Annotated in this window: 7 protein-coding genes; 3 read left to right on the top strand and 4 right to left on the bottom strand. The window is 36.6% G+C overall.

Annotation, left to right across the window (positions count from 1 at the left end):
- From ACILQF_RS08800 to ACILQF_RS08810, 3 genes are all read left to right on the top strand, one after another.
- A partial coding sequence (locus ACILQF_RS08800) for a LemA family protein (protein WP_395627047.1) occupies positions 1-530 on the top strand: 530 nt, incomplete at its 5' end.
- A 67-nt stretch (positions 531-597) separates the two neighbouring features.
- Complete coding sequence (locus tag ACILQF_RS08805) at positions 598-1,032, top strand: TPM domain-containing protein (protein ID WP_395627048.1); 435 nt, start codon at positions 598-600, stop codon at positions 1,030-1,032.
- Positions 1,033-1,061: 29 nt separating this feature from the next.
- Positions 1,062-1,844: a TPM domain-containing protein gene (locus tag ACILQF_RS08810; protein ID WP_395627049.1), complete on the top strand. Its 783-nt coding sequence runs from the start codon at positions 1,062-1,064 to the stop codon at positions 1,842-1,844.
- Between the two features lie 284 nt (positions 1,845-2,128).
- Here the strand turns inward: ACILQF_RS08810 and ACILQF_RS08815 are convergent, their stop codons facing one another.
- The 4 genes from ACILQF_RS08815 to ACILQF_RS08830 form a co-directional block, all read right to left on the bottom strand.
- Positions 2,129-2,599: a nuclear transport factor 2 family protein gene (locus ACILQF_RS08815; protein WP_395627050.1), complete on the bottom strand. Its 471-nt coding sequence runs from the start codon at positions 2,597-2,599 to the stop codon at positions 2,129-2,131.
- A 438-nt stretch (positions 2,600-3,037) separates the two neighbouring features.
- Positions 3,038-4,465 (bottom strand): chromosomal replication initiator protein DnaA, encoded by a 1,428-nt coding sequence (dnaA, locus tag ACILQF_RS08820; RefSeq protein ID WP_395627051.1) that lies wholly within the window; start codon positions 4,463-4,465, stop codon positions 3,038-3,040.
- A gap of 508 nt (positions 4,466-4,973) precedes the next feature.
- The gene (locus ACILQF_RS08825; protein ID WP_395627052.1) at positions 4,974-6,518 is read right to left on the bottom strand and encodes a methylmalonyl-CoA mutase; all 1,545 of its coding nucleotides are present in this window, start codon (positions 6,516-6,518) and stop codon (positions 4,974-4,976) included.
- Between the two features lie 3 nt (positions 6,519-6,521).
- Positions 6,522-7,055 carry a hypothetical protein gene (locus ACILQF_RS08830; RefSeq protein ID WP_395627053.1) on the bottom strand — a complete coding sequence of 178 codons (534 nt, stop codon included), beginning with the start codon at positions 7,053-7,055 and terminating at the stop codon, positions 6,522-6,524.
- Positions 7,056-7,133 lie beyond the last annotated feature (78 nt).

Here is a 7,133-nt window from a genome sequence, read left to right on the forward strand (position 1 = left end):
TAAGCTCATGCGGATACAACAGCATGGTAAAACTAGATGAGCAGGTAACTTCGCAGTGGGCTCAGGTTGAGAACGTTTATCAAAGGAGAGCTGATCTTATTCCAAATCTTGTTAATTCTGTAAAAGGGGCAGCAAATTTCGAGAAAGAAACCTTAACTCAGGTTATTGAGGCGCGTGCTAAAGCAACTTCTGTAAATGTTGACCCTACAAAACTAACACCTGAATCGATTGCGCAATTCCAGGCCGCTCAAGGGGCTTTAAGCCAATCACTAGGACGTCTATTAGCAACTGTAGAGGCTTATCCAGAATTAAAAGCAAATCAGAATTTCCTTGAACTACAAGCACAACTTGAAGGTTCTGAAAATAGAATTACCGTAGAGCGTCAAAAGTTTAACACTGTTACTCAAGAATACAATTCAACTATCAGAACATTTCCCAATAATTTAACAGCAGGAATGTTTGGATTTAAGACAAAGGGGTATTTTCAAGCAGAAGCAGGAGCTAACAAAGCGCCAAAAGTCGAGTTTTAAGGGGTATATTATCCTCCATTATTAAAAGAAATCGCCGGGACTTATTCCGGCGATTTAAATTTTAGCCATGTCAATATTTAGCGAAAAAGAGCAAGAGCTCATCAGTAATGCTGTTGAGTCGGCAGAAAGATATACCTCAGGAGAGATCCGTATTTGTGTTGAAAAGACTTGTAGCGAACCGGTTCTAGACCGAGCTGCAAACTATTTCAACAAACTGGGAATGGATAAAACCGCACAAAGAAATGGGGTATTAATTTATATAGCAACCGAAGATCATCAGTTTGCTATAATTGGAGATGCCGGAATAAACAAATTAGTTCCGCATGACTTTTGGAATAGCACCAAAGACACTATGTTAGCCTATTTTAAGGAGGGCGACCTTACAGCTGGAATTATCGCTGGTGTTAAAATTGCTGGAGAGCAGCTCAAAACCTATTTTCCATATCTCGATAGCGATGTTAATGAATTGCCGAATGAGGTTTCTTTCATGGATGGAAAATAATGGAATTTATAAATACAATAACGCTTCAAATGAGATTTAAACATATATTTTCAACACTTGTATTTCTGTTATTCAGCGCTGTTTTAATCGCGCAGACTTTCCCAGAAAAGCCAAATCGTTTAGTCAATGATTATACACAAACACTTTCAGCTCAACAGATAGATCAACTTGAACAAAAGTTGGTATCATTTAACGATTCTACAAGCACCCAAATTGCCGTAGTGCTAGTTAAATCTCTTGAGGGTTATGATGTATCAGATTATGGCGTTAGGCTGGCAGAATCATGGGGCATTGGAGGTGCTAAAAATAATAACGGGGTGTTGGTACTTGTCTCTTTAGGCGACAGGAAAGTTACTATTCAAACGGGATACGGCGTAGAGGGAGCCCTACCGGATGCAATTACAAAAAGAATTATTGAAAGAGAGATTAGCCCAAATTTTAGAGCTGGAGATTACTTTGCTGGACTAGATGAGGGAACAAATGCGATTATATCTTATACCAAAGGGGAATACAAGAACGATTCACCAAAAAAGGGTCGTAAAGAAGGTGGACTCGGTATTGGCTTTATCATCATCATGATTATCATCATAGTCATTGCCATCAAAAAAGGTGGTGGTGGAAATGAAGTAATTGGCGGTCGCGGAAGTGCAAGCCCGTTCTGGTGGTTATTAATGGGTTCGCAAATAGGACGTGGCAATAGCGGCGGATTTGGTGGATTTTCCGGTGGTGGAGGTGGCTTTGGTGGTGGTGGAGGATTTGGCGGTTTTGGTGGCGGCAGCTTCGGCGGCGGCGGATCTAGTGGAAGTTGGTAAAGTATGATTCTACTGTTTGCTATAGGCCCCTTCAATTAATCAAGACCTAAAACCATCATAAACCAATTGCAAACTTTAATAGTTATTCCATCGCCTCGGGTTTAAAGCCGGGGCGATTTTTGTAAATGGGAATTAGGAATTATTCAAATCGTTTTTTTTTATTTTAGCATGAGCTTATAAATCAATTTACCGATTTTTAATTGAATTAATTTTATTTTTCGCCTTATTAAAAAACTAGAAAAATAGCTCTAAGCTTGTTAACAGCTTCAGGCATGACAATTGGATTATTGGCATCCTTCCTTCTTTGAAGTATCAATTAAATAAACAATCTTCCAGCCATCGACATATTTTACCAGAGTTATATTGTCGGTTCCACAATGCGAAAACTTACTTCCGATATTGAAAATGTATTTACCCCAAACCTGTGCCAGGTTCCCATCAATTAAAATCTGATCGAATTCCATCACTTCATTCCATATCTGATCGGCAGTTTTAGGTTGAGCAATGGCCTTAAGCCAAGGCTCCATCCGATCACCACTAAGCATAGCTGATAATCCATCCTTTGCCGGACGAATAGTTTGCAGAACTGCATTAGGTGCAAATACTCCCTTAACCATAGCCGAATCAGATGTTCTCATTCCTTCAAATACGGTATTAACGGCTTTTTTTATAGCTTCTTTCTCTAAATTTAATGTTTGTGCGCTTGCCCAAGTACTTAGCAATAGGCCAAGCACTAATAGATATTGTTTTTTCATTTTATAATGGTTATTGATAATAATTAAAACGCTGTAAATTCAAACACTAAAATCGATATTACAGTAAAAATTACTTCCAATCGAAGGTACTACTTAAACACCATACATGTTGAGCAATATCGTTAGCCATCAAATTAAATATCAATTTTTGAAAATCTGAAAAAAAGAAATAGTGATTCAATAACTTGGTGGCGTGGGAGTAGATCTGAGTAATCGAACCGAAATTTCCTGACCAAGAAACTACAAATTAATTTTAAAAATCTTAGTTAAAGCGCTAGAATATTAATCAAAACGAGCATTATCATTCACTGAGCATCAAACCGGGTAGAATGCTAGACATCTTCACATGAATTCTTGAAAAAAATAGTCTGATTAACGATATAGAAAAACCTAGCTGAACTAATTTAAGCCTATACTTTAGAGCAATTAATTCAATAATTAGCTCATTTTCAGCTTCTTCTGTATATCGGCAACATAACCCTTAAATTTCTTGTCGGTATCAATTAGATCATCTACAGTCTGACAAGCATAAATCACGGTTGAGTGATCGCGCCCACCAAAAAAAGCACCAATTGACTTAAGAGATGTTTTGGTATGAAGCTTGGCCAAATACATAGAAATCTGACGCGCTTGCACAATTTCTCGTTTTCTGGTTTTAGATTTAACCATATCAATCGGCACTTCAAAGTATTCACAAACAAGCGACTGAATATATTCCATTGAAATTTCTTTGCTTGAATTTTTGATAAAATTCTTAAGCATTGATTTAGCCAAATTCAGATCAATTTCCTTTTTGTTAAGGGTAGATTGGGCCAATAATGAAACCATTGCCCCTTCAAGTTCTCGAACATTATTATCGATGTTATGAGCTACATACTCAATTACTTCAGAAGGCAATTCGATACCGTCAGAATACATCTTTTTATTCAAGATGGCCATTCTCGTTTCAAGATCTGGAATCTGCAGATCTGCAGATAAACCCCATTTAAAACGAGACAGAAGACGCTCTTCCAATCCAGAAAGATCTTTTGGAGCTTTATCAGAGGTAATGATTAACTGTTTACCAGATTGATGTAAATGATTGAAGATATGGAAGAAAATATCTTGTGTTTTTTCTTTTCCTGCGAAATTATGAACGTCATCCATAATGAGTACATCCATTGCTTGGTAGAAATTCACAAAATCATTGATATTATTATTCTTTAAAGCGTCTACAAATTGCTGAGTAAATTTCTCACAAGAAACATAAAGCACCAATTTATCAGTAAGCGTTCGTTTAATTTCATTTCCAATAGCCTGAGCCAAGTGTGTTTTTCCTAAACCAACGGCACCATAAATCATTAGTGGGTTAAAGGAAGTACCACCAGGCTTGCCAGCAACCGCATAACCTGCAGATCGGGCGAGTCTATTACAATCACCTTCAATAAAATTCTCAAATGTATAATTCTGATTCAATTGAGGATCTACCTGCAATTTTTTTAAGCCTGGAATAATAAAAGGATTTTTAATATCCTTATTCAAGGAAATTGGCATTGGCATCGATTGATTTTTCCCTTCTGCACCATTACCATTTGAAGGCATATTGGTTGTGTAAGGAATACTTGTAGAAGACTTTTCAACTACAATATTATATTCAAGTCTACCCTCTTCTCCTAACTGCTTTTTTACAGTTTTACGGAGTAAGCCAACATAGTGTTCTTCCAACCATTCATAAAAGAATAAACTTGGCACTTGTATGGTTAAAATATTTCCCTCAAGTCTTAAGGCTTTTATTGGCTCGAACCAAGTCTTAAAACTTTGGGCCGGGATATTATCCTTAATAATTTGAAGACAATTATTCCATACATGTGTAGAAGTTTTTTCCATATAATTTTACTAATAATCTGATTTACAAGCAGTGCAGAAAGAAATGTTAATAACTCTTTGAACTTTCAATAATCGGAAAAAAAAATGAATTAAAAAGGATAATTTTAAATTAGTTTTAATACATTGATAATCAGTAATATAACTTAGTTTTAGAACATTTAATTTATACGATAATGATAGCAATATTTTAGAAGCTTTGAAGCAAAAAAAAGCTATTTACATGCAGTTTTATAGGCTATTTCAATAATTTATACACATTTTTATTGCAATAAATAGGTCTGAAAATCATATTGCTTCTTTATAAAAAATAAATTAGAATAATTTTATCCACAAATCATTTTGAAAAGCCCCTCTATTTCAACCGATTTTCAGATTGGTTTTTATATGCATTTTTATTCCCTAGAAATGAGAATAAAAAAAAAGCAAGTAATTAGTAATCATCAAGACAAAAAATAAGTCTTCAAATTTGGCAGAAATGCTATTTATTGAAGTTTCGAATGCAAAAACCCTAATATTCGCCAAATTCCTTTCTAAACGTATCGGCAATTTCACCAAGAGTGGCATAAACCTCAACCGCAGCAATAATAAAAGGCATGGTATTTAAGTTGTCTTTTACTGAATTGCGAAGCTCATCAAGTGCTTTTTGAACTGCTTGGCCATCTCTTTCGGCTTTTAGTTTCAATAGCTGATCAATTTGTACTTTTCGAATAGAATCATCTACCCGAAAAACCTCATGCTTAAGTCCCACTTCATCAACATACTTATTTACTCCAACCAAAATTGCTTCGCCGCTTTCTATATCTTTTTGATATTGATAAGCCGAGTTTGCAATTTCATTTTGAATGTACCCTTCCTCAATGGCTGCTACTGATCCACCTTTAGCATCAATTATTTCAATGTATCTCCAAGCGGACTTTTCTATTTCATCAGTTAAAGACTCCACAAAAAAAGATCCGGCCAGTGGATCAACGGTATTAGTTACCCCACTTTCAAAGGCAATAATCTGCTGAGTTCTTAAAGCAACTTTCGCTGCAGCTTCCGTAGGTAATGAAAGGGCCTCATCAAAACCATTGGTATGTAGAGATTGAGTGCCCCCTAAAACCGCTGCCATAGCTTGATTAGCGACCCTGATCACATTATTAAGTGGCTGCTGAGCCGTCAACGTTGACCCTCCCGTTTGTGTATGGAATCGTAATTTTTGAGCTCCAGGATCTGTTGCGCCTAAGCTTTTTGTAATTTGGGCCCACATTCTTCTAGCAGCCCGAAATTTGGCAATTTCCTCGAAAAAGTTGTTATGGCAGTTAAAAAAGAAGGACAGTCGCTTAGCAAACACGTTAATATCAAGTCCCTTTTGAATAGCAGCCTCAAGATATGCCTTTCCATTTGCCAAGGTAAAAGCAAGCTCCTGAACTGCCGTAGAACCTGCCTCTCTAATATGATAACCAGAAATAGAGATCGTATTCCATTTTGGCAGCTCCTTGCTACAATATTCAAAAATATCCGTTATAAGCCGCATAGACGCTTTAGGCGGATAAATATAGGTCCCGCGAGCAGCATACTCCTTTAAAATATCATTCTGGATAGTTCCTGAAATCTGCTTTAAATCTGCGCCCTGCTTTTTCGCTAGGCAAATATACATAGCCAATAAAATAGGTGCGGTCGCATTAATTGTCATGGAGCTAGAAACTTTCTGAAGATCAATTCCATCAAAGAGCACCTCCATATCCCTCAAGGAGTCGATGGCTACTCCCACCTTGCCAACCTCACCATCCGACATTTCATGATCTGAATCAAAACCAATCTGCGTAGGAAGATCAAAAGCAACGGAGAGCCCTGTAGTACCTTGAGAAAGTAAATAATGATACCGCTTATTTGATTCATAGGCAGTAGAGAATCCAGCATATTGCCTCATAGTCCACAATTTGCCACGGTACATATCCTTCTGTATCCCTCGAGTAAAAGGGAATTCACCAGGCAATTCTAATTTTTTAGACTCGGTATAAACTTCCTTTATCTCAATACCAGAGCTTGTTTTAATGTTCTTCACACTCATAAATCAAAATAAATTTTGAATATCTCTTTTCACTAAACTCAAAGCCACATCGTATGGATTTTCACTTTCTAAACCAGCTAAATGCGTTAAGACCGATTTACTCAGGTCCATCGCACTCGCTTCGGGTGGCAAAGTATTTAAAGCACTTGATACGATACCGATAGTTTCATCTTTAATTCTTTTCACTACCGACCAACTTATATCACTTACATAGATCTGTTGGGAAATATTATGTTGATATTCAGAACGAATCTCTGCAAGAACTATTTGATGCAATTGTGTTGCGCTCATTCCGGGTGCGTGCAAACGAACCAGTAAATTTGAAGGATTTATCCTTTCAATAAATAAAACCGACCGCTCATAAGCCTGCAGCCGTAAAGGAAGCGTATGTTGAAGCCCCGATTTTTTCAATTCTACTCTTTGGAAATTAAGGCTTTGCATAAGCATCGGCTTAATAAAGTTCCAAGCCACAAAAAATATAAGTACACCGGAAATGCTGTACTTAACTATGTCCGACAAAAAGGTCATTTCATTCATAAATTTTCAATTGTTAACCATTAGTCAAATTGATGGTATACAAAACAAAAGTGAGCAATTTCATGTATATTTGTGATA

This window comes from Daejeonella sp., assembly GCF_044232565.1.
In the GTDB taxonomy this organism is placed as follows: Bacteria; Bacteroidota; Bacteroidia; order Sphingobacteriales; family Sphingobacteriaceae; genus Daejeonella.